Origin of the sequence: Corallococcus exercitus, from assembly GCF_042231735.1 — a bacterium.
GTDB lineage: Bacteria > Myxococcota > Myxococcia > Myxococcales > Myxococcaceae > Corallococcus > Corallococcus exercitus_B.
Genome location: NZ_CP102577.1, coordinates 3,552,780 through 3,574,093, shown reverse-complemented (window position 1 = coordinate 3,574,093; position 21,314 = coordinate 3,552,780). Strand labels below are relative to the sequence as shown.

Annotated in this window: 17 protein-coding genes; 10 read left to right on the top strand and 7 right to left on the bottom strand. The window is 69.9% G+C overall.

Going from position 1 to position 21,314, the window contains the following annotated elements:
• Positions 1–303 precede the first annotated feature (303 nt).
• Positions 304–798, top strand: a complete 495-nt coding sequence (locus NR792_RS13760; RefSeq protein WP_014398206.1) for a CarD family transcriptional regulator — start codon at positions 304–306, stop codon at positions 796–798.
• Positions 799–1,058: 260 nt separating this feature from the next.
• Here NR792_RS13760 and NR792_RS13755 read toward each other — a convergent pair whose 3' ends face one another.
• Positions 1,059–2,726, bottom strand: a complete 1,668-nt coding sequence (locus tag NR792_RS13755; protein ID WP_375760493.1) for an FHA domain-containing protein — start codon at positions 2,724–2,726, stop codon at positions 1,059–1,061.
• A 128-nt stretch (positions 2,727–2,854) separates the two neighbouring features.
• Here NR792_RS13755 and cysS point away from each other — a divergent pair, with 128 nt between their 5' ends.
• From cysS to NR792_RS13720, 7 genes are all read left to right on the top strand, one after another.
• The gene (cysS, locus tag NR792_RS13750; RefSeq protein ID WP_375760492.1) at positions 2,855–4,324 is read left to right on the top strand and encodes a cysteine--tRNA ligase; all 1,470 of its coding nucleotides are present in this window, start codon (positions 2,855–2,857) and stop codon (positions 4,322–4,324) included.
• Positions 4,325–4,369: 45 nt separating this feature from the next.
• Entirely contained in the window at positions 4,370–6,046 is a 1,677-nt protein-coding gene (locus NR792_RS13745) for a M28 family metallopeptidase (protein WP_375760491.1), read from the top strand.
• Between the two features lie 79 nt (positions 6,047–6,125).
• Positions 6,126–8,282, top strand: coding sequence for an excinuclease ABC subunit UvrB (uvrB, locus tag NR792_RS13740; protein ID WP_375760490.1), 2,157 nt, complete (start codon positions 6,126–6,128; stop codon positions 8,280–8,282).
• Positions 8,283–8,290: 8 nt separating this feature from the next.
• A complete protein-coding gene (gene uvrC / locus NR792_RS13735; RefSeq protein WP_375760489.1) occupies positions 8,291–10,231 on the top strand; it encodes an excinuclease ABC subunit UvrC in 1,941 nt (646 codons plus the stop codon).
• 138 nt (positions 10,232–10,369) lie between these two features.
• Complete coding sequence (locus NR792_RS13730) at positions 10,370–10,888, top strand: DUF507 family protein (protein ID WP_120527258.1); 519 nt, start codon at positions 10,370–10,372, stop codon at positions 10,886–10,888.
• 60 nt (positions 10,889–10,948) lie between these two features.
• Complete coding sequence (locus tag NR792_RS13725; protein ID WP_375760488.1) at positions 10,949–12,565, top strand: hypothetical protein; 1,617 nt, start codon at positions 10,949–10,951, stop codon at positions 12,563–12,565.
• A gap of 202 nt (positions 12,566–12,767) precedes the next feature.
• The gene (locus NR792_RS13720) at positions 12,768–13,118 is read left to right on the top strand and encodes a hypothetical protein (protein WP_375760487.1); all 351 of its coding nucleotides are present in this window, start codon (positions 12,768–12,770) and stop codon (positions 13,116–13,118) included.
• Positions 13,119–13,178: 60 nt separating this feature from the next.
• Here NR792_RS13720 and NR792_RS13715 read toward each other — a convergent pair whose 3' ends face one another.
• Genes NR792_RS13715 through NR792_RS13705 form a run of 3 tightly spaced genes read right to left on the bottom strand, consistent with a single transcriptional unit; the run spans position 13,179 to position 16,717 of the window.
• Positions 13,179–14,165: a DUF3108 domain-containing protein gene (locus tag NR792_RS13715; RefSeq protein ID WP_375760486.1), complete on the bottom strand. Its 987-nt coding sequence runs from the start codon at positions 14,163–14,165 to the stop codon at positions 13,179–13,181.
• A gap of 25 nt (positions 14,166–14,190) precedes the next feature.
• Complete coding sequence (locus NR792_RS13710; RefSeq protein ID WP_375760485.1) at positions 14,191–15,876, bottom strand: DUF4091 domain-containing protein; 1,686 nt, start codon at positions 15,874–15,876, stop codon at positions 14,191–14,193.
• A 34-nt stretch (positions 15,877–15,910) separates the two neighbouring features.
• Positions 15,911–16,717 carry a DUF3108 domain-containing protein gene (locus tag NR792_RS13705; protein WP_375760484.1) on the bottom strand — a complete coding sequence of 269 codons (807 nt, stop codon included), beginning with the start codon at positions 16,715–16,717 and terminating at the stop codon, positions 15,911–15,913.
• A gap of 292 nt (positions 16,718–17,009) precedes the next feature.
• Between NR792_RS13705 and NR792_RS13700 the strand changes: the two genes are divergently transcribed.
• Positions 17,010–17,231: a hypothetical protein gene (locus tag NR792_RS13700; RefSeq protein ID WP_375760483.1), complete on the top strand. Its 222-nt coding sequence runs from the start codon at positions 17,010–17,012 to the stop codon at positions 17,229–17,231.
• A gap of 31 nt (positions 17,232–17,262) precedes the next feature.
• On the opposite strand, the gene NR792_RS13695 is transcribed toward NR792_RS13700, so the two are convergent.
• Positions 17,263–17,934, bottom strand: a complete 672-nt coding sequence (locus tag NR792_RS13695; protein ID WP_375760482.1) for a YggS family pyridoxal phosphate-dependent enzyme — start codon at positions 17,932–17,934, stop codon at positions 17,263–17,265.
• Positions 17,931–18,524: a Maf family protein gene (locus NR792_RS13690; RefSeq protein WP_375760481.1), complete on the bottom strand. Its 594-nt coding sequence runs from the start codon at positions 18,522–18,524 to the stop codon at positions 17,931–17,933. Before NR792_RS13690 ends, NR792_RS13695 begins: the two co-directional genes overlap by 4 nt.
• 64 nt (positions 18,525–18,588) lie before the next feature.
• Here NR792_RS13690 and NR792_RS13685 point away from each other — a divergent pair, with 64 nt between their 5' ends.
• Complete coding sequence (locus NR792_RS13685) at positions 18,589–19,689, top strand: GGDEF domain-containing protein (protein WP_375760480.1); 1,101 nt, start codon at positions 18,589–18,591, stop codon at positions 19,687–19,689.
• On the opposite strand, the gene NR792_RS13680 is transcribed toward NR792_RS13685, so the two are convergent.
• On the bottom strand, positions 19,690–21,267 hold the full coding sequence (locus NR792_RS13680) for a SurA N-terminal domain-containing protein (protein WP_375760479.1): 1,578 nt from the start codon (positions 21,265–21,267) through the stop codon (positions 19,690–19,692).
• Positions 21,268–21,314: the final 47 nt, after the last annotated feature.

Below are 21,314 nucleotides of genomic sequence, written 5' to 3'. Positions count from 1 at the left end.
ATACCCCGGCGGAGCTCTCTGTTCCGGTTGCCCAGAGGGCGCCGAGCAAGAGGCTCAGCGCTGGAAAGAACAACGGACGCGTACCCAGGTCGCGCCACGCATAACGAACCAACACCCACCCCCACCCACCGCCCCGGTCGTCACGCGGCGCTCACACACCGAGCGACACCGCACACAAAACCGGACACCGTAGTGCGGCTGTCATCGGGTGGTCAAGGCGATTTCGTTGCCCGTGGATGTGGTTTGTGGTAGTAGTGGCGGGCGTGAAGGCCGGGGTCGAAGCTTTCTCCAAGGAGGCAGTTAGTGCAGACCAGCTTCAAGACTGGTGACAAGGCGGTTTATCCGGGCCAGGGCGTCGGTGAGGTGATGGGCATCGAGCACACCGAGGTCGCCGGGCAGCGCCAGTCGTTCTACGTGCTGCGCATCCTGGAGAACGGGATGCGGATCATGATCCCCATCAACAAGGTCGGTTCTGTCGGCCTTCGGGAGATCATCAGCGAGGAGGACGTCAAGCAGGTCTATTCCATCCTCCGCGAGAAGGACATCTCCGTCGACTCCACCACGTGGAACCGCCGGTACCGCGAGTACATGGAGAAGATCAAGACGGGCTCCGTCTTTGAAATCGCCGAGGTGCTCCGCGACCTGTACCTGCTCAAGGGCGACAAGGACCTGTCGTTCGGCGAGCGCAAGATGCTCGACACGGCCCGCTCGCTGCTCATCAAGGAGCTGTCGCTGGCCAAGGATTGCTCCGAGGAAGAGGTCGAGTCCGACCTGAAGAAGATCTTCAACCTCGCCTGAGTCCCCGCATGACGCGCGGCCCCATGCCGCCGCGTTCGCACCTCGCGCCCCGGGTTCCCTCGATGGAATCCGGGGCGTCGTGTTTTCGGGGCCTGGCGGCCGGGCCTCGAGGGCCTCTCCGTCAGCGGCGCACCGCACGAACTGGTCCGACAGTCGGACCAGTTGGGCTGCCAGGCCTCCCGGGGCACTCCCGGATGAACGGGTCCGACAGTCGGACCAGTGGGCCGAGCCTGGCGCTGGGGCCGCAAGTCAGGCCTTGCTCAAGGCGCCTGCGCTGCAAGCGCAGCGAGCTGTTCGCGGGCCTCGGCATTGTCAGCGTCGTGCTGGAGGGCCGCGGTGAAGGCCTCGCGGGCGTCGGCGAAGCGCTGGGCCCGGACGGCATCCTGGCCCGTGCGCACGTACAGCCCGGCCAGCTGGCGGCGGAGCCCGGCCCCCTGGCGGCTCCAGCCCTGGGACAGCTCCTGGTCCAACCGCACGGCGACGCCGAGCGCATCGAGCGCCCGGGGCCGGTCCTGCTGCGACAGGGCGGCGCGGGCGGCGGCTTCAGCGGCCTGGAAGCGGTGGAGCTGCTGCACCAGCGTGGCCAGGTTCGCCCGCCGTGCCTGGGCCAGCGCCCCGGAGACATCCCCGGACTCGTAGCGCGAGAGGATGTCCGCGCGCTGGCGCTCATCCGGAGGCCCTGACGGTTCGGCCGGGGGAGACTCCTTCCGCCCGGAGGCGGCGACGACCTGGCCCGCATGCGGTTCGCCCGTCTTCGCGGTCCCCGTGCTCGCATGCGCGCCGCGAGCAATCTCCACGGCACCAGGGGACGCCTGTCCCGGGTGCGCTCCTCGTGCGATGTCCGAAGCGCTGAGGACCTTGGCGGACCCCGTGCTCGCATGCACGCCGCGAGCAACGTCCGCCGCGCTGGGCGTCGTCCCTTCACCCGCGCCCGGCATGGCGTGCTCGCGCAGTCCACGGGCGACGTCCGTCGCGCTCGGCGCGGTGGCCTCCCGGGAACCGACGCCCGAGGCCTTCGCGGGAGCCTCCGCCCCCACGGTGCTGGCTTCCTTCGCGGGGGACTGAGCACCCACGGCGCTGGCTTCCTGCGCGGGAGCCTCCGTTCCCACGGCGCTGGCTTCCTTCGCGGGTGTCTGCGCACCGGTGTCGCGAGCGTCGTTGGCCGGTTCCGCGGGAGCCGTGCTCGGAGCGCCTTCCGCCGGGGTCCGCGCGGGAGCCCCGTCCGCCATCCGCATGGCCACCACGCTGATCAGCACCGCCACCGCGGAGCCCACCACGGCCGCCGCCACCGCCACGGCCACGCCGCTCAGCGGACGCTTCGCGGTGCGAGGCAGCGGATCCAGCGACGTCCGGCTCACCGTCGGTCCGGCCCCCGAACCGCGAAGCCGCAACGTCGCGTTGCCCAGGCTCAGCTCGTCGCCGGGCCGGACCTCCACCTCGCCCTTGATGCGCAGGCGGTTGACGAACGTGCCGTTCTGGCTGCCCAGGTCGCGCACGGTGAAGACATTGCCCCGCCGGGTCAGCTGCGCATGGCGCCGGCTGATGGACGCGTGCTGGAGCCGCAGGTCCGACGTAGACGAGCGTCCCAGCGTGATGGAGCCCTGGTGCAGGGGCACGAGCTGGCCCGCGCCCGGCCCGCGCTCCACGTACACGAACGCGGGCGTCACGCCCGGATCCGAGTACTCCTTCGCCCAGTCGTACCGGGGCGACAGCTCCCGGTCGGACTTCGACCGCTCGCCCGGCCCGCGCCGCTTCACCTTCCGCGGGCCCGCCGGATACTGGGGCACGCGCTGCGGACGCGGATCATCCGCCTGCAGGGGGGACACCTCGTCGTCGTCGAAGGGCAGCTCGTCCGGGTCGTCCGAAGACGCCTGCTGCCCGGGAGGGCGGGGAGGGCGCGGCGGGCGCTTCGGATTCGGCGGAGCCATGCGGCGATTCTCCCTATCCGACGCTTCCAACGCCAAGTGCTGGCCTGTGTGGGACCCGGGATCCTAGAGTGTGTATCGCGTTGCGCAAGTGCCGCGCCCGCCCTGTTCCCAAAGGAGGACCTTCCACCGTGGCCCCCCCATCCATCCGGCTCTTCAACACGATGTCCATGCAGAAGGAGCCGCTGGAGCCGCTCGTGCCCGGCGAGGTGAAGGTCTACGTCTGTGGGCCTACGGTCTACAGCTACATCCATATCGGTAACGCGCGCACCTTCACGTCGTTCGACGTGGTGGTCCGTTACCTGCGCTACCGGGGCTTCAAGGTCACGTACGTGCGCAACTACACGGACGTCGACGACAAGATCATCAAGGCCGCGCACGAGACGGGCGAGGAGCCCGTGGCGCTGGCGTCGCGCTTCGTGGAGGCCTTCCGCGACGACGCGCGCGCGCTGCACCTGCGCGAACCGGACGTGTCCCCGCGCGTGAGCGAGACCATCCCGGAGATCGTCGCCATCATCCAGACGCTCGTGGACAAGGGCTACGCCTACGAGGCGAAGGGCGACGTCTACTTCGAGGTCGACAAGGACGAGGACTACGCGAAGCTGTCCAAGCGCAACCTGGACGACCTGTGCCAGGGCGAGCGCGTGCAGCCCGGAGACCTCAAGCGCCAGGCCCTGGACTTCGCGCTCTGGAAGGCGGCGAAGCCCGGTGAGCCGTCATGGGACAGCCCCTGGGGCAAGGGCCGGCCGGGCTGGCACATCGAGTGCTCCGCGATGAGCGAGAAGTTCCTGGGCCGCACCTTCGACATCCATGGCGGGGCGTTGGACCTCATCTTCCCCCACCACGAGAACGAGATCGCCCAGAGCGAGTCCGCCACCGGCCAGACGATGGCGAAGTACTGGATGCACTGCGGCTTCCTGGACCTGGAAGGCGCGAAGATGTCCAAGTCGCTGGGCAACGTGGTGCGCCTGCGCGACGCGCTCGCCAAGGTGGACCCGGAGGCCCTGCGCTTCTTCTTCCTCTCCACGCACTACCGCCACCCGCTCAACTTCGGGGAGAAGGCGCTCCAGGACGCCGAAGGGCGCATGGAGTACTTCTACGAAACGCTGCGCAAGGTGGACGAGCGCGTGGCGGGCAAGGACTTCGGCAAGGGCCCGCTGCACGGCGACCCCGCGCGCTTCCTCACGGAGTTCGAGTCCGCCATGGACGACGACTTCAACACCGCGGGCGCGCTGGGCGCGCTGTCGGGCCTCTTCGGCCTGATGAACGAGCTGACCGACAAGCCGCCCGTGAAGGACAAGCCGCTGGTGGGCCGCACGCTCCAGGCCCTGCGCGAGCAGGTGCGCGAGATGTCCCGCGTCCTGGGCGTCTTCGAGGACGACCCGGGCGCGTGGCTGCTGCGCCGCCGGGACCGGGCGGTGCGCGAGCGCGGCATCGACGTGGCGGAGGTGGAGCGGCTGCTCTCCGAGCGGACCGCCGCGCGCGCCGCGAAGGACTTCGCGAAGGCGGACGAGGTGCGCGGGGCCCTCAAGGCCCTGGGCGTGGACATCATGGACACGCCTGCTGGCACCTCCTGGAAGGTGGCGGCGCCCGCCGCCTGAAAACCCGCTGGGGGGCGCCCGTGCGGCCATGCTACGCACGGGCCCATGAGGCTCCTCCCCGCGCTGTTCGTTTCGCTGTGCTCGGCGTCCGCGCTTGCCGCGGCCACGCCCACCGTCACGCCGCAGGAGAAGACGGCCGAACAGGCCATCACCGCGGACCTCCTGCGCGCGCACGTGCGCTTCCTGGCGAGCGACCTGCTGGAAGGCCGCGGCCCCGGCACGCGCGGTGACGCGCTGGCGCAGGAGTACATCGCCACGCAGTTCGAGGGCCTGGGCCTCAAGCCGGGCGCGGAGGGCGGGAGTTATCTCCAGCGCTTCGACCTCATGGGCATCAACAGCCACCCCGGCCCCATGACCTTCCAGGCGAAGGCGGGCCGCGTGGAGCTCCAGCCGCGCGAGGACTTCATCGCCGTGTCCGGCGTGCAGGCCCCGGAGGCGAAGCTGGACGCGTCCGAGCTGGTGTTCGTGGGCTACGGCATCGTCGCGCCGGAGTACCAGTGGGACGACTTCAAGGGCGCGGACCTGAAGGGCAAGACGCTGGTCATCCTCAACAATGATCCGGAGGACGACCCGCGCCTCTTCGGGGGCAAGGCGCGCCTCTGGTACGGCCGCTGGGACTACAAATACGAGCAGGCCGCGAAGACGGGCGCGGCGGGCGCCATCATCATCCACACCACGCCCAGCGCGGGCTACCCGTGGCAGGTGGTGCGCACGTCGTGGACCGGCGAGCAGTTCGAGCTGCCCGCCGGCGACGTGCCCCGCCTCCAGGTGAAGGCCTGGACGACCGAGGACGCCACGAAGCAGGTGATGAAGCTGGCCGGGCAGGACCTGGAAGCGCTGCGCGCCGCCGCCCAGAAGCGCGACTTCCGCCCGGTGCCGCTGGGCGTGACGCTGTCCGTGAGACTCACCAACGAGGTGCGCCGCCGGCCCACCGCGAACGTGCTGGGCCTCCTGCCCGGCAGCGACCCCACGCTGGCGAAGGAAGTGGTGCTCTACAGCGCGCACCATGATCACCTGGGCAAGAAGGACGACGGCAAGCCCGGCGAGGACGTCATCTACAACGGCGCGCTGGACAACGCGGCCGGCGTGGCCGCGATGCTGTCCGTGGCGCGCGCCTTCACCGCGCTGCCCACGCCCCCGCGCCGCTCCATCCTCTTCGCCGCGGTGGCCGCGGAGGAGTACGGCCTGCTGGGCTCCTCGTACCTCGCGAGCCATCCGCCGGTGCCCCCGGGCCGCATCGCCGCGAACATCAACGTGGACGGCGGCAACGTGCTGGGCCGCACCCGCGACATCACCGTCATCGGCCTGGGCAAGTCCTCGCTGGACACGTTCGTCACCGCGATGGCGAAGACGCAGGGGCGCACGGTGAAGGCGGATCAGCTCTCCGACCGAGGCTTCTTCTACCGGTCGGATCAATTCAACTTCGCGCGGCAGGGCATCCCGGCCGCCTACTTCGGCAGCGGCATGGACTTCATCGGCCGGCCGGAAGGCTGGGGCAAGGCGCAGCGCGGCCAGTGGGAGGCGAAGCACTACCACCAGCCCTCCGACGAGGTCCGCCCGGAGTGGGACCTGTCCGGCGCCGTGGAGGACACCCGCCTGTTCTTCCTGGTGGGCGCCCAGGTGGCGAAGGCCCCGGAGATGCCGGTGTGGAACAAGGGGGACGAGTTCGAGGCCGCCCGCCTGAAGTCCCTGGAGGCACTGAAGGCCCCGCCCGCGAAGTAGGAGGGCGCCCCGTCCATTGCCGGACGGACGTGCACGAAGGTTCAGTACACAGGCGGCGGGGATGTTAGATCTGTCCTCTATGCCGGAGTTCGAACTCGTCAGTGAGCACAAGCCGCAGGGCGACCAGCCAAGGGCCATCGGGGAATTGACCGAGGGCCTGCTTCGCGGCGACCGCTACCAGACCCTCCTGGGCGTCACCGGCTCAGGCAAGACGTTCACGATGGCGAACCTCGTCGCCAACGTGAAACGGCCCGCGCTGGTCATCGCGCACAACAAGACGCTGGCGGCGCAGCTGTACGGCGAGTTCAAGGCGCTCTTCCCGAACAACGCCGTCGAGTACTTCGTCTCGTACTACGACTACTACCAGCCCGAGGCCTACGTCCCGTCGACGGACACCTTCATCGAGAAGGACTCGTCCATCAACGACAACATCGAGCGGATGCGCCACTCGGCGACGCACAGCCTGCGCACCCGCAGCGACGTCATCATCGTGGCCAGCGTGTCCTGCATCTACGGCCTGGGCGCCGCGCGCAGCTACGTGGACCTGGCCATCCGCGCCAACGTGGGCGAGGAGATGGGCCGCGACGGCTTCATGCGCAAGCTGGTGGAGGCCCAGTACGAGCGCAACGACCTGGACTTCCACCGAGGCACCTTCCGCGCCCGGGGCGACACCGTGGAGGTGTTCCCCGCGTACGAAGAGGAGCGCGCCGTGCGCGTCAGCTTCTTCGGCGACGAGGTGGAGCGCATCACCGAGTTCGACCCGCTGCGCGGTCAGACGCTGAACCCGCTGGAGAAGATCGTCATCTTCCCCGCCAGCCACTACGTCGCCGGCGCGGACGCGCGCCAGAACGCCATGCGCACCATCCGCGAGGAGCTGGCCGAACAGCTCCAGAAGTTCAAGGCGGAGGGCAAGCTGCTGGAGGCGCAGCGGCTGGAGCAGCGCACCATGTTCGACCTGGAGATGATTGAACAGGTCGGCTACTGCAACGGCATCGAGAACTACTCGCGCCACTTCACCGGGCGCGCGCCGGGCGAAGCGGCCCCGTGCCTCATCGACTACTTCCCGCGCGACCTGCTGGTGCTCATCGACGAGAGCCACCAGACGGTCTCCCAGATTGGCGCCATGTACCGCGGCGACCGCGCGCGCAAGGAGACGCTGGTCAACTTCGGCTTCCGCATGCCCAGCGCGCTGGACAACCGGCCGCTGAAGTTCACCGAGTTCGAGGAGATGGTCCCCCAGGTCGTCTTCGTCTCCGCGACCCCCGCCGAGTACGAGCTGCAGAAGTCCAAGGGCGTGGTGGTGGAGCAGATCATCCGCCCCACCGGCCTCACCGACCCGGAGGTGGAGACGCGCCCCGCGGGCAACCAGGTGGACGACCTGCTGGAAGAGGTCCGCGTGCGCGTGTCGCGCAACGAGCGCGTGCTGGTGACGACGCTCACCAAGCGCATGGCCGAGGACCTCACCGAGTACTACAGCGACGTGGGCGTGAAGGTCCGCTACCTGCACTCGGACATCGACGCCATCCAGCGCATGGCCATCATCCGCGACCTGCGCCGGGGCGAGTTCGACGTGCTCGTGGGCATCAACCTCCTGCGCGAGGGCCTGGACATCCCGGAGGTGTCGCTCGTGGCCATCCTGGACGCCGACAAGGAGGGCTTCCTGCGCAGCCACGTGTCGCTCATCCAGACCATTGGCCGCGCGGCGCGCAACGTGAACGGGCGCGTCATCATGTATTCGGATCAGATGACCGACTCCATGAAGCGCGCCATGGATGAGACCACCCGCCGCCGCGACATCCAGCGCGCGTACAACCTGGAGCACGGCATCACGCCGCGGTCCGTGAAGAGCAACATCACCGACTTCACGGAGAACATCCCGGACTACGACGCGGGCGCGGGCGCGCTGCCCATGGCGGCGGAAGGAGAGAACGACCTCCTGGAGCCCAAGGAGATCAAACGCCTCATCGCGGAGTTCAGCGCCGACATGCTCAAGGCCGCGGACGAGATGCAGTTCGAAAAGGCCGCCGAGTTCCGCGACCGCGTCCAGCTGCTCAAGGACATGGACCTGGGGCTCAAGCCCGCCTCGCGCTCGCTCTTGCGCGCGCCGCCCAAGGCGGTGGACCAGCCTGGGACCACGCCCAAGAAGGGCAGGGGGCGCGGGCGTCCGTCCGCGTCGGGTGGCGGTTCCTCCGGAGCAGCGAAGCCCGCGCCCCGTTCGCGGTCGCGCAAGAGCTAGGACCCATCATGGACATCCGGCTGCAGGAGAAGCTGGACGCACTGCCCACCGAGCCCGGCGTGTACCTGATGAAGGACAAGCGCGGGACCATCATCTACGTGGGCAAGGCCGTGAACCTGCGCAGCCGCGTGCGCAGCTACTTCAACCGCTCCGGTGACACCCGCGTCTTCGTGTCGCTGCTGGACACGATGCTGGGCGACCTGGAGACGGTGCTCGTCCACAACGAGAAGGAGGCCCTCCTTCTTGAGAACGAGCTGATCAAGAAGCACAAGCCGCGCTTCAACGTCCTGCTCAAGGACGACAAGCAGTTCATCTCCCTGCGCCTGGACCGCACCCAGCCGTTCCCCCGGCTGGAGGTGGTGCGCAAGTACGAGAAGGACGGCGCGCGCTACTTCGGCCCGTACTCCAGCGCGGGCGCCATCCGCGAAACGCTGCGCCTCATCAACCGCTTCTTCCGCCTGCGCACCTGCACGGACCACGTCCTGGCCAACCGCAAGCGGCCGTGCCTGCTGTATCAAATCGGACGGTGCCCCGCGCCGTGCGTCCACCCGGTGTCCCCGGAGGACTACCGCAAGAGCGTGGACGAGGTGGCCATGTTCCTGGAGGGCAAGGCGGGGCAGCTCATCGAGGGCCTGCGCCTGCGCATGAAGCGCGCGGCGGTGGAGCTGAAGTTCGAGGAGGCCGCGCGCGTGCGCGACCAGCTGCTCGCCATCGAGCGCAGCCTGGAGCGCCAGAAGGTGGCCACCACGGACTTCAAGGACCAGGACGTGTTCGCCCTGTTCCGCGAGGGTGACCGCATCCTGTTCTACGTGCTGCACGTGCGGCAGGGCCGGCTCAACGGCGGCCAGGCCTTCCCCTTCGGCAGCCAGGAGTTCCCGGACGACGAGCTGCTCGCCTCGTTCGTGAACCTCTACTACGACCAGGGCGGCTTCGTGCCGGAGGAGGTGCTCTTGCCCCTGGAGCCCGGCGACGGCACCGACGGCCTGGAGGCCCTGCTCACGGAGCGCAAGGGCGAGCGCGTGCGCGTCTTCGTCCCCAAGCGCGGGGAGAAGCATGAGCTGGTGAACATGGCGGTGAAGAACGCGGAGCAGGCGTTCGTGGAGCGCAAGCGCACCAAGGACGAGACGGACACGGTGCTGTCACGGCTCCAGTCCAAGCTGGGCCTGCGCAACTTCCCGCGCCGCATGGAGTGCTACGACATCTCGCACTTCCAGAGCTCCTCCATCGTCGCGTCGCAGGTGGCCGTGACGGACGGGGAGACGGACAAGTCGCGCTACCGCAAATACAAGATCAAGACGGTGGACAAGCAGGACGACTTCGCCAGCATGTACGAGGTCATCACCCGCCGGCTCAAGCGCGGGCTGGAGGACAACGACCTGCCGGACCTGCTCGTCATCGACGGTGGCAAGGGCCAGCTCGCCAGCGCCCACGCGGCCATGAAGGACCTGGGCGTGGAGGGCGTGGACGTGGTGGGCCTGGCCAAGAGCCGCGATCAGGAAGTGTTCGACCGCGACGCGGAGAGCGCGAAGAGCCCCGAGCGCATCTTCGTGCTGGGCCGCAAGGACCCCATCGTCCTGCCCCAGAACTCGGCGGAAATGTTCATGCTCACGCGCATGCGGGATGAAGCCCACCGCTTCGCCATCACCTTCCAGGGCAAGTCCATGCGCAAGAGCGCCATGCGCTCGGCGCTGGAGGACATTCCCGGCGTGGGTGAAGGCCGGCGGAAGATGTTGCTGCGCCACTTCGGTTCTCTCAAGCGGGTGGGTGACGCCAGCATCGAGGAGCTGGCCGAGGTCGTGGGCCCGGCGATGGCCGAGCGCGTCCACGCGGGCCTGCACGGCGACCCCGAGGACGACACCGAGGACCCCGTGCGCGAGGCGTCCCTGGATGATGCTTCCGAACCCGTGCACGAAAAAGCGGATGGAGGGTCGCCACCCGGTGCGGCATGATTAAGTTCCGCTTCGGACGCCGGGGGGACTGGCCGCTGGAACCCGCGACGTTCCTAGGGTTTTTCATTGCGACCATGCTCGGCGCTGATTTATAGCGGTTGAAGATCCGAGCACGTTTGAAGAGGACGAGGGACCGACATGAGGCTGTATCCGAAGGTGATCCCGATCATCTCGCGCGAGGCCATTCAGCAGCTCATGCAGGACGGGGACATCGAGGTGGAGCCGATGCGCGTGGCCGACGCCGAGATGGATCTCTCCGCCATCATGCGCGAGTACCTCGCCAACGAAGAGCGTGTGAACCAGGCGACGCGCGAGGCCCTGGAGCGTCGGGGATATGACTACTCCAAGTTCAACCAGGTGAAGCGCGAGATGGCGGACGTGCGCGGCTTCAAGATGGGGGACGAGGGCATCGAGTACGTCATCAACCAGATGATTGAGTTCCTCCTCATCAGCCGGAACGTCGAGGAGGTCTACTCCCCCGACAACGTGCTGCGTCAGAAGATGTTCCAGGGCATGAAGAAGCACCTGGACGTCGACGACGAGATCGACAAGGAGGCCCGCTCGCGGCTGAAGCACCTGCAGGAGGGCACGAGCGCCTTCGACATCGAGTACAACAAGACGGTCGAGCAGATCCGCCGCGCCCGCGGTCTGATTTAGCCCGGGGCGTGCCACGGCCCGCTCCGCTGCCTACCTTCAACTTCAAGGGAGGCAGCGTCGATGGCGGGTCCAATCACGAGCATCTTGCTGTCCGGATTCCTGGCGGCGGCGCCAGGGGGCGACGGGTTCACGTTCGAGGGCCGGGAGGCCAGCGCGAGGACCGAGCGGCCGGACGGTTACTTCTTCCAGGGTACGCTTCCATTCGGTGACCTGACCGAGCGCGGCACGGGACAGGCGTCCCTCTCCGTGCAGGACCGGGTAGGCCTGGCGAACGCGACCTTTGGCGACAAGGCGCAGCTCTCCGCGAACCTGCGTGTGGGCGGCGTGGAGTACCGCGTGGAGCTGACGCAGCCGGGCTTCCCTCCGAAACAGGCGATGTCGCGGGCGCCCGCCGGGCCGCTCCCTCCGCCACCGCCGCACCTGATTGAGGGCGGCGTGCTGATGGGCACCCCCCTCTACGGTGAAACAGGCATTGGCTGGCGCGCCACGACGCGCGCGCACGCGGCGATGGCCGTCTGGGGCATTGGCAGCGTGTGGCGCAACGGGACGCTGGTGACGGACTCGGCGCTGATTCATGCGGCGGCGCTGGACGCGGGCACGTACTCGGATGACGACACGAAGCGGCTCCTGCGTGACGCGCGGCCCGGGGACGCGGAGCTGGTGGTCGTGGTGTGGAACCTGCCGACGCAGGTCGAGCCGCGCGGGTTCATCCAGTTCCTCTTCGACAACGTCGCCATCGACGTGGAGGGGGCGCGCGTGCCGTCGGTGGCGGTGGTGCCCACGACGGGGGAGCTGCCCGCGTCGCTCGCGTCGCTGACGCCCGTGGCGCCCACGGCGTTCCCCGCGGCGGTGGCGCCGGTGTCCGCGCCGCGCTTCGGCCAGGGGACGCAGCAGGGCACGGGCGGCAGTGGGACCGCGGGAACGACGGGCGTTGGCGGTACGGCGGGAACGACGGGCATCACGAGCGGCGCCTCCACGACCGGTATCGCGGGGGCGGCGACGACGACGGGCGCGACGGGACCGGCGACCACGACGGGGGCCTCGGGGCCGGCGACGACGACGGGTGCGACGGGACCGGCCACCACGGCGGGGGCGACGGGGCCCGCGACCACGACGGGCGCGACGACGGGCGCCACGGCCGGGGCCACCGGCACGGGCGTGGGCGCGCCAGGGACGACGACCATCACCACGCCCACGGCGCGCGCGTTGCCGTCCGATGCGCCGCCGACGTTCAGCGGCGCGTTCGCTCCGGCGGGGCCCACCAATCCGCCGGCGGTGGTGTCGGGCGCTCCGCCGGGCTCCACCGGCACGGTGGGGCAGGGGACCTTCGCCACGCCGCCCACGGTGGGCGGTGTGTCCGTGGGCGGCTTCGTCACGCCGCAGGTGTCCGCGCCGGACTTCAACACCTTCGTGGGCACCAGCCAGGTGAGCCCGGGCATCCTCGCCACGGTGCCGCCGCTGACGCAGTCCTCCGGCACGCCGTCTTCGCCCATCCTGGGAACGCCCGCGCCGCTGAACACGGGAACGCCCCCGCCGCTGCTGGGGACGCCCGCGCCGCTCAACGCGTCTCCCAGCACCGCGCTGCCCGCCACGCCGGCGCCGGCCAACGCCGCGCCCGCCACGGGGCCTGCCGCGGTCCCGGCCCCCGCGGGCGGCGCGGCGGGCCCCGCGCGCTGACGGGCATCGGAACACCGCCGCTCCCTCACCTGTGACGGGGAGCGGCGCCAATCAATCACCGAGGCGGGGCGGGGCGCGGTGCTTCAAAACCTGTCCGACAGTCGGACAGGTTCGTGCGGCGCGGGTCCGAAGGCCTGGGGCCTTGCTCCAAGGCGGGAGTGGGAAAATTGACCGGACGCTACGGGCCTGTAGCGTCCCGGGCATGCCCTCTCCCGTCGCAGCCCTCGCCCCCTCCGCGATGTTGCGCCGTACCGACCCCGTTCGCGGGGCGGTGGAGCGCCTGGCCCGGACGCTGCCTGCTCGCGCGGACGCCAGCGTCCTCCTGGACTTCGTGGAGGACGACCTCCGCGAGGGCCTGGATGCCCTGGGCGACGTGCAGGCCCACTTCCACGACCTGCTCCTGACCCTCCACCGCGAGACGCTGACGCCCGTCGCCCTGCTGAACGCGGGCGAGGACCTGCACGTGCTCCAGCGCCTGGAGGACCTGCACGAGGCGGTGACGCACCTGCGCCGCCGCCTGTCGCAGGCCGCCGGGATGATCCGCAACGGCTGAGGGCCGTCCCGCGACAGCGACGGAAAGGAAGCGCGCCGGTGCGGCGGCTTCAGCCCAGCGTCACCACTTGAGGTCTTCCTTGCCCTGGGCCTCCATGGGCTTCTCACCGGGGCGCTTCACGCCGGACAGGGTGAGGCGCACGGCGCCCAGGTCGATGGCGCCCACGGCGGCCAGCGGGAGGCGGCGCTCGTCGTCGGTAATCCACACGTGCACGTCGCGCGTCTGCGACGGCCGGTCCAGGCGCACGGCGGTGCCCGCCAGGTGCCACGCGTCGAACTCGCCCAGGGGCAGCGACACGTGCTCGCGATCCACCACGGTGGCCGTCATGCGCCACATGCGGCGGATGCCGTACACGTCGAAGCAGACCGGCAGGTCCTTCTTCAGCGGCAGCTGGCGGATGAGGTAGATGGCGCCCGCGACGTCCAGGCCGTCCTTGTCGAACGCGTAGTCGAAGTGGCCCTTGGGGCGGTCCCCAATCTGGTAGTCCACCTTGACGCTCTTGTCCTGCGCGCCGAAGGCCACGTTCACCTTGCGGCGCTGCTCGTTCTCCACGGCCTCCTCGGTGTAGCGCGAGGGGCGCAGCGTCTTCGGGTGCAGGTAGCTGGTCGCGCTGCCGCGCACGCGGCGCACCTTGGAGAACAGCGTGTTCGTCTGCGCCTCCACCAGCACCGGCAGCGCGCCGTTGGCCGGGCGCTGCACGCGCATGGTGAGCTTGCCCGCCTTGGCGCCCATGGCGTCCATTTCGAACTCGAGCAACTCCCCCGGCTTGAAGGCCAGCGTCGGGCGCAGCGCGGGCAGGCCCTGGTCGCACGGCTTCACCGCGACGACAGGCTCGCCGGGCGCGGCGGCGGCGGCCGCGTCGCCGGTGTTCTCCGCTGAGTCCGCGGGCTTCGCGGCGTCCGTGGGAGCGTCCGCCGCGGGCACCTTCGTGGAGGGGCTCAGGACGGACCTGAGCGGGAGAGGCCGGGCCTCCTGGGCCTGACCCGGGATGGCGCTGAGGGCGCTGAAGGCGAGGCAGGCCGCGACGAGGTTGCGCATGGCGTTCATTCTGCTTCCTCCCAGGGGGGAGTGACTACGGGGTTCCCCCGGAAGTCCGACGTCCGGAGCGCTTCGCTTCTTCAGCCGACTGCCGCTTCACGATGCGCTCGGTCACTTCCTTGCGCACCGCTTCCCACTCCGCCGGGTCCCGGGAGATTTCGTACCCGGACTTCGCCAGCCGCTTCGCCGCCGTCCGGGCGAAGGCGCCGTCGCCCAGTGACGTGAGCAGGCGCAGGTATTCGTAGTCCTCCAGGCCGTCGCGGATGTGTTTCAGCCGCAGGGACACCACGGGCTGGTGCTCCGTGCCGCCCAGCTTCGCGGGCGTGCCCGGATAGAAGAGGGTGCCGTCGCCGTTGCCGCCGAACTCGAAGAGGTCCGCCCAGACGTCCTTCTTCGTGTTGTAGGCGAAGACGGTGTCGAAATAGAGCTCGCCGTCCACGCCGCTCTCGAAGGCCATCGCGCCCATGGCGCGGTTGAGCGGGGCGGGGTGGTCCACCATGTACGAGGCCCAGTCGCTGTACGCCTTGTCCAGCGCCTTGTCCGGGGGCGGGCCGCCCGTGCAGCCGTGGGACATACAGCTCTGGTACCACCACACCTTCGCGCGCGGTGGCAGCCGCGTGCGCGCGGTCGCGGTGTTCGCCACGAAGTGGCACGTCTGCGGCCCCGTGCGCGGATAGAAGCAGTTGATGATGGGCGTGAGGATGTCCACCGAGCCCTGGAACGCGGGGTCCAACGCCGTGGTGACGAGCACGGGGATGGTGCCGCCCGCGTCGCGCACGCGCTTCGCCTGCGCCTTCACCAGCGGCACGTCCGCCGCCTTGGGTTCGTCCTTGGCGTAGAAGAAGAGCTGCGCCTTCCAGCCCTTGTCCTCGAAGTGCTTCTGGAAGGCGCGGTAGTACGCCGTCTTCTCCGCGTCCGTGGAGGCCTTGCGGTTGTCGCGCACGTCGGCCGTCGTGAAGCGCGCGCCGGAGGGCAGCACGCTTCCGTCCAGGAAGGGCCCCATCTCCGCGTCGTACGCGGTCCAGTCCAGCACCGCGCGGCCGTCCTGGAACTTCACCGGCGGCGGGTCCATGCCCATGCCGTGCGCGCTCACGCGGTGCTTCAGGAGCGCCTTGCCGTACGCGCGCAGGAGCGCCTTCGCCTCCGGTGAGTCCGCCGGGATGCCGTGCCCCTTCGCGATGCTGTACAGCGAGATGCCGAAGCTGTTGGGCAGCGACGACGTCGCGGGCAGGTCGAAGGGCCGCACCTCCACCGTGAAGGGAACGGCCGGCAGGTCCTTGCCGTCCACCGCCGCGCTCAGACTCCCCGTATAGGTGCCCGGCGCCTGCTTCGCGGGAACGCAGACCTCCACGTAGACGACCGTCGGGTGCTTGGGATTGGCGGGCGCCGACAGGGGCACCAGCGCGTCGGGCCACGGCCCTGGCCTGCCCTCGCCGTTGGAGGGCGTCTTCACGTCGAGGTAGACCTCGCGCCACGCGTCCACGGTGAGCGGCGCACCCGGCCCCTTGAGGGCCAGGGGCTGCATCGTCACCCGCGTCACGCCCTGGGGGAGCACCAGCTGCGTGCCTTCACACTCGCCCCGGGCCGCGCTGAGGCGGGCCTCCTTCGCGCCCTTCGGCGTCGCGTCCGGCCGCACCTTCACCAGCGGCGACACCACCTGCACGCCGCCCGGCGCGGCGGAAAGCACCGCCGCCACTGCCCATGCCCAACCCACGCCCATGCCCCCTGCCTTCCCCTGGTTGGCGGACGACGCTTCAGTCGCCCGAGTTGTCCGCCCGGGCCACCGTCACCACGCGGCCCGGCTTGTAGTCCGTCAGTTCCGCCACGATGGTGCCCAGCGCGAAGTCCGCCTCGATGCGCACCGGCACGTGGTGGGAGTCCGCGCTGAGGTACGCGACCATGTCGCGCTTGGACTCCAGCTTGCCGCCGAACTCGGTGTGCACGCGCACGCGGAAGGTGTCGCGCGCGCCCGCGGGCGTCGTCACCGTCTCCCGGCCCTCCACCGTGGCGCGCATGGTGAACTGCTTGCTGCCGGTGAACACCGGGTACTCGTAGGAGCGGCCCACCGCCAGCTCCTGGCCGCGCAGCGCGAACGTCGCGCCCGTCACGTCCAGGGTGCCCTGGGTCAGCGCGTGGTCGGACTCGCGCGGCGGGTCGCTCTCCTTCTGCTTGATGACCTTCGCGCCGGTGCCGTCCGCCGTCAGCTGGATGCGCTGGCGGCGGCGCTTGCGGTTCTCCTCCGAATGCAGGTCGCTGCCCGTCACCCGCTGGGCGCTCGCGTCCCAGTACGACACGAAGCGGCTCTTGATGGGGTAGACGCCCACCAGGTCGTCGGACTTCGCCGTGGACACGATGGGCCACACGCTCTGGCCCCACTGCGTCATGGGCGCGCCCACCGTCACCGTCGCCGTGCCGGCCGTCAGCCCCAGGTAGCGCACCCGGTACTGGGCCTGCTCACCCGGGCCGAACGCCGTACCGCTGGGCTCCTGGGCATGCGCCAGCGCGGACCCCATGAGTCCCACCACCGCGGCCGTGAACCCCCAGTTGGACAGACTGCGCATCGGGTGTGCTCCCTTGCTTGCAAGTTAGGTGGCCGGCCCGCCCAAGCCAACCGTGCTGCGCAACCGCCCCCACCACCGGACATTTCCAGGACGGACGGCCGTGGGACAGCATTCAAAGCCGTCCGGCCGCCCTCCAGACACGCCGGGAAAAGACAGGCGGGGGACGGAAAGGCGGCCCGCAGGGGTACACGCCTGCACGGGCCGCTGACAAATGGCGGACAGTCCACCGCGCCCGCCTGCATGCCCAGCAGGGCACACCCGGACGGGGGGCCCGGTGCTAGCGTCCGGGCCCATGGCCAACGACTTCCAGTTCGACGACGACGACTTCGCGAAGGACGCGGGCGCGGGGAACGGCAGCCGCGTGTTCGATGAATTCGACTGCCCCGGCTGCAACGCCAACAACCCCGTGGACGACACGTTCACCGACGGGGACGAGGTGCGCTGCAACTACTGTGGCTGCGAATTCAAGGCCCTGGTCAACCAGGAGGGACGGCTGCGCTTCCGGGAGCTGTGAGCCCGCGCGGACGCGTCAGGCCCCCCAGGCTCTAGGACCGCTCGCCGAAGATGGCGGTGCCCACGCGCACGGCGGTGGCGCCTTCCAGGATGGCCTGCTCGAAGTCGTGGGTGGTGCCCATGGACAGGGCCGTCAGCGCATGGGCCTGCGCCAGCTCGCGCAGGCGCGCGAAGCCCTCGCGCATCCGCGCCACGTCGTCCGTGGGCGGCGGCAGCGCCATCAGCCCCACCACCTGGAGGTTCGGCAGCTCACGCACCTGCGCGAGGAAGCCGCCCAGCGCGTCCGGCGTGAGCCCGTGCTTGGTGTCCTCTCCGCCCAGGTTGAGCTCCACGTAGCAGGGCAGGGGTGAGGAGCCCGCTCTGCGCTTGGACAGCTCCGCGGCGACGTCCAGCCGCTCCAGCGCGTGGAAGGCGTGCGCGACGCGGGCCACGTACTTCACCTTGTTCGTCTGCAGCGAACCGATGGCGTGCCAGCGCAGGCCCTCCAGGTCCTTGAGCTCCTCGGCCTTGTCGCGCAGCTCCTGGGCGTAGTTCTCCCCGAAGTCGCGCTGCCCCGCGGCGTAGGCCTCGCGGATGAGCGCGGCGGGCTTGAGCTTGGACACCGCCACCAGCGTCACCGACGACTCCGGCCGCCCCGCGCTCGCGCAGGCCCTGGCCACGCGCTCGCGCACCCGCGCCAGGTTGTCCGCCACGCTGCCGCTCATCGCTGGCCTCCGGTCCAGGGCAGGGGGACGCCCGCGCGGGTGAGCAGCGCCAGCGTCTCTCCCAGCGGCAGGCCGATGACGTTCGAGGGACTCCCGTCGATGCCCTGCACCAGGAAGCCGCCCTTGCCCTGGATGGCGTAGGCGCCCGCCTTGTCCAGGGGCTCGCCGGTGTCCGCGTACCAGGCAATCTCATCCTGTGAGAGCGTGCGGAAGGTCACCTGCGTGCGCACGACCTCGGAGGCCTGCGCGCGGCCGGCCACCGCGATGCCGGTGAAGACCTCGTGGACCTGGCCGGACAGCCGGGTGAGCATCCGCCGGGCCTCCGCCGCGTCCCGGGGCTTGCCCAGCAGCTCGGACCCCAGGGCCACGGTGGTGTCCGCGGCCAGGACCCATGCGTCCGGGTGCCGGGTGGCGACCGTGCGGGCCTTCTCCACGGCCAGCCGGTGCACGTAGTTCCGCGCAATTTCTCCGGCCATCGGCGTTTCATCGATATCCGCTGCCGCCACGGTGAAGCGAAGGCCCAGTTGGGCCAATAAATCCTTGCGCCGGGGCGAGGCGGAGGCGAGAACGAAGAGAGCGGTTGGATCCATGGGCGGGTGCGGGGTGTTTCGCGCTCGCGGGCCTTAGCAGACTTGCGCTCCAGAGGGCACCTCGATGAACCCCGCGGACCTCCTGTCGGCCATGAAGCGGACAGTGGAGCAGCTGGCCGCCTACAACGAGATGGCCAAGGCGCTGACCTCCACGCTGGAGCTGCGCGAAGTGCTCGCGCTGGTGATGCAGAAGGTCAGCGCGCTGCTCAGGCCGCGCAACTGGTCCCTCATCCTCCAGGACGAGCGCACCGGAAAGCTCTACTTCGAGATCGCCGTGGGGGAGGGCGCCGAGGCGCTCAAGGGCCTCCAGCTCAACCCGGGTGAGGGCATCGCCGGGGCGGTGTTCTCCTCCGGCGTCGCGCGGCTCGTCCACGACGTGGCGGGCGACTCCAGCTTCGCGCCCCGCTTCGACGAGGCCTCCGCCTTCCACACCCGCTCGCTGCTCGCCGTGCCGCTGGTGGCGCGCGAACGGGTGCTGGGCGTCATCGAGCTGGTCAACGGCCCCACCGAGCCCGGCTTCACGCATGACGACCTCACCGCGCTGTCCGCCATCGCGGACTACGCGGCCATCGCCATCGAGAACGCGCGCAACTTCCGCCGCGTGCAGGAGCTCACCATCACGGACGAGCACACCGGCTGCTTCAACGCGCGGCACCTGCGCGCGCAGCTGGAGCAGGAGGTGAAGCGCTCGGCCCGCTTCCGCCACCCGCTGTCGCTCGTGTTCCTGGACCTGGACCACTTCAAGTCCATCAACGACCGGCACGGGCACCTGGTGGGCAGCGCCACGCTCAAGGAGGTGGGGGACCTGCTCATCAGCCTGGGCCGCCACAACCTGGACGCCGTCTTCCGCTACGGCGGCGACGAGTTCGCGGTGATGTTGATTGAGACGGACACGCAAGGGGCGCAGGTCATCGCCCAGCGCATCTGCGAGGCGTTCCGCGGCCAGCGCTTCCTGCGCGAGCAGGGGCTGGACGTGGCGCTCACCGCGAGCGTCGGGGTGGCGTCCTTCCCGGACCATGCCACCACCTCCACGGACCTCATCCGCGCGGCGGACTTCGCCATGTACGCGGCCAAGGGGCGGGGCCGGGACGGCATCGCCGTCGCCGAGGCCCCTTCGGCGGAGGGGACCCCCATGGAGGTCCCCTACGCCCGCTCCGGCGGGTGACTACCCCGCGGAGCCCAGCACCGAGTCGATGGCCTCGGTGTTGGTGACGACGTTGCCGCTCTTCTTCAGCGACTTGAGGAAGGACTCCGTCAGCTCGATCTGCTTGGCCTGACGGGCCTGGGTGCGCAGCTCCTCCTTGCGCTTGTCGAAGCCCGCGGTGTCCGGCTTCTCGCGCTCCACCACCTGCGCGACGACGTTCGCCTCGCCCACGGTGAAGACCTCGTCCAGCACCGCCGGGCCCTTGGCCTCGAAGGTGGCCTTCACCAGGCCCGGCGCCGGACCCAGGTGCGGCACGGAGTCACCCTGCGCGGTGAAGCTGTCCGTCTCCACCGCCTCCGGCTTCGTCTCCGCCTCGAAGCGCAGCAGCGCGGGCTGCTGGCCGGCGGGGACCGGGAACTGCTCCTTCAGGGACTTGCCGGCCTTCGCCGCGGCCAGCGCCTTGTCGGCCTCCGCCTTCGCCAGCCCCTTCGCCTGCTCCTGCTTGTAGAGGCTGGTGGCGATCTCACCCTTCACGTCCTCCAGCTTCTTGTTCTGGGCTTCCTTCTTCTCCTCCACCTTCACCAGGTGCACGCCCAGCGCGGACTCCACCGGCTGCGTCACTTCCCCGGCCTTCAGCGCGAACGCCGCGTTGGCCAGCGCCGGATCCCACGTGGTGCGCTCCACCCAGCCCAGGTCGCCGCCCTTCAGCTTGGTGGCGTCGTCGTCGCTGCTCTCCTTGGCCACGGTGGCGAAGTCCTTGCCGCCCTCCAGCTCCTTGCGCAGGCCTTCCGCCTTCGCCTTCGCCTGGGCCTTCTGCTCGGCCGTCGCGTCCGGGGCCACCTTCACCAGGATCTGGCGGGCGTGGATGCGCTCCGGCACGTTGTAGACGAAGGCGTTCGCCGAGTAGTAGTCGGCGATCTCCTTCTCGTGCCCCTTCTGGAACTCCGCCAGCTGCGCGGCCGTGGGCGCGGGGACCTTGTCCGCGTACATCGTGGGCAGGAAGCGGGCGAACACCAGCTTCGCCTGGTTGCCTTCCTTCTCGTAGCGCGCGCGGACCTCGTCGTCCGACACCACGGCACCCGTGCGCACCACGTCCATCATCTTCTGGGCGGCCATCTGGCGGCGCAGCTCCTGCTCGTACTCCTGCGGCGTGCGGCGGTAGAAGTCGCGCAGCACCTGCTGGTAGCGGGCGAAGTCGAACGCGCCCTCCTTGGTGTGGAAGTCCGTGTTCTCGTGGATGAGCTTGCGCAGCTCCTCATCCGAGGGCGTGATGCCGTGGCGCTCCGCCGACTGGGCGAGCAGCTCCGCGTTCACCAGCCGGTCGAGCACCTGCTTGTCCAGGCCGAACTGGCGGGCCACCGACTCCGGGATGGGGTTGCCCTGCGAGCGCAGGAAGTTCATCTGCCGCGACCAGGCCATGCTGAAGTCGCGCAGGGGGATCTCCTTGCCGTTCACCGTCGCCACGGCGCTGGCGGTGGGAGCAGCGCTGCCCGTGTCGGCGAACCCGTTGCTGCCCGGTCCGAACTGGAGCGTGAACACCACGGCGATGCCGATGATGAACAGGAGGGAGAAGACCTTCCGGGGATTCAAACCGTCCATTGTCGTCACTTCACGGTCGGAAGCGCCCGCGATTCACCTTGCGGAAG

Coding starts and splice junctions, on each gene's coding strand:
- NR792_RS13755 (WP_375760493.1), bottom strand. CDS start 2,726: ATGGCTCCGCCGAATCCGAAGCGCCCGCCGCGCCCTCCCCGCCCTCCC.
- NR792_RS13745 (WP_375760491.1), top strand. CDS start 4,370: ATGAGGCTCCTCCCCGCGCTGTTCGTTTCGCTGTGCTCGGCGTCCGCG.
- uvrB (WP_375760490.1), top strand. CDS start 6,126: ATGCCGGAGTTCGAACTCGTCAGTGAGCACAAGCCGCAGGGCGACCAG.
- uvrC (WP_375760489.1), top strand. CDS start 8,291: ATGGACATCCGGCTGCAGGAGAAGCTGGACGCACTGCCCACCGAGCCC.
- NR792_RS13730 (WP_120527258.1), top strand. CDS start 10,370: ATGAGGCTGTATCCGAAGGTGATCCCGATCATCTCGCGCGAGGCCATT.
- NR792_RS13725 (WP_375760488.1), top strand. CDS start 10,949: ATGGCGGGTCCAATCACGAGCATCTTGCTGTCCGGATTCCTGGCGGCG.
- NR792_RS13720 (WP_375760487.1), top strand. CDS start 12,768: ATGCCCTCTCCCGTCGCAGCCCTCGCCCCCTCCGCGATGTTGCGCCGT.
- NR792_RS13715 (WP_375760486.1), bottom strand. CDS start 14,165: ATGAACGCCATGCGCAACCTCGTCGCGGCCTGCCTCGCCTTCAGCGCC.
- NR792_RS13710 (WP_375760485.1), bottom strand. CDS start 15,876: ATGGGCGTGGGTTGGGCATGGGCAGTGGCGGCGGTGCTTTCCGCCGCG.
- NR792_RS13705 (WP_375760484.1), bottom strand. CDS start 16,717: ATGCGCAGTCTGTCCAACTGGGGGTTCACGGCCGCGGTGGTGGGACTC.
- NR792_RS13700 (WP_375760483.1), top strand. CDS start 17,010: ATGGCCAACGACTTCCAGTTCGACGACGACGACTTCGCGAAGGACGCG.
- NR792_RS13695 (WP_375760482.1), bottom strand. CDS start 17,934: ATGAGCGGCAGCGTGGCGGACAACCTGGCGCGGGTGCGCGAGCGCGTG.
- NR792_RS13690 (WP_375760481.1), bottom strand. CDS start 18,524: ATGGATCCAACCGCTCTCTTCGTTCTCGCCTCCGCCTCGCCCCGGCGC.
- NR792_RS13685 (WP_375760480.1), top strand. CDS start 18,589: ATGAACCCCGCGGACCTCCTGTCGGCCATGAAGCGGACAGTGGAGCAG.
- NR792_RS13680 (WP_375760479.1), bottom strand. CDS start 21,267: ATGGACGGTTTGAATCCCCGGAAGGTCTTCTCCCTCCTGTTCATCATC.